Annotated in this window: 1 protein-coding gene; it reads left to right on the top strand. The window is 52.2% G+C overall.

Annotated features, from left to right (window positions below):
* Positions 1-232, top strand: a 232-nt coding sequence (locus tag N477_RS03680; protein WP_155731790.1) for a condensation domain-containing protein, incomplete at both ends; no start/stop codon positions are given.

Below are 232 nucleotides of genomic sequence, written 5' to 3'. Positions count from 1 at the left end.
CATCAGCAGGTGCCGTTTGAACAAATCGTCGACCGTTTGCAACCTGAGCGCAGCCTAAGCCATAGCCCGTTATTCCAAGTGATGCTGTCGCTGCAAAACAATGAACAGGGCAGTTTGTCGTTACCGGGATTAGACTTGTCGATGTTGGAAAGCGGCGGGCAAACGGCGAAGTTCGACCTGACCCTGAATATAGCAGAAGAGGCCGGTGGTTTCGGGCTCTATTGGGAGTTTA

This window comes from Pseudoalteromonas luteoviolacea H33-S (assembly GCF_001625695.1).
Taxonomy (GTDB): domain Bacteria; phylum Pseudomonadota; class Gammaproteobacteria; order Enterobacterales; family Alteromonadaceae; genus Pseudoalteromonas; species Pseudoalteromonas luteoviolacea_B.
Note: the sequence above shows the minus strand (reverse complement) of the source record. Positions and strands in the feature narration are given on the sequence as shown.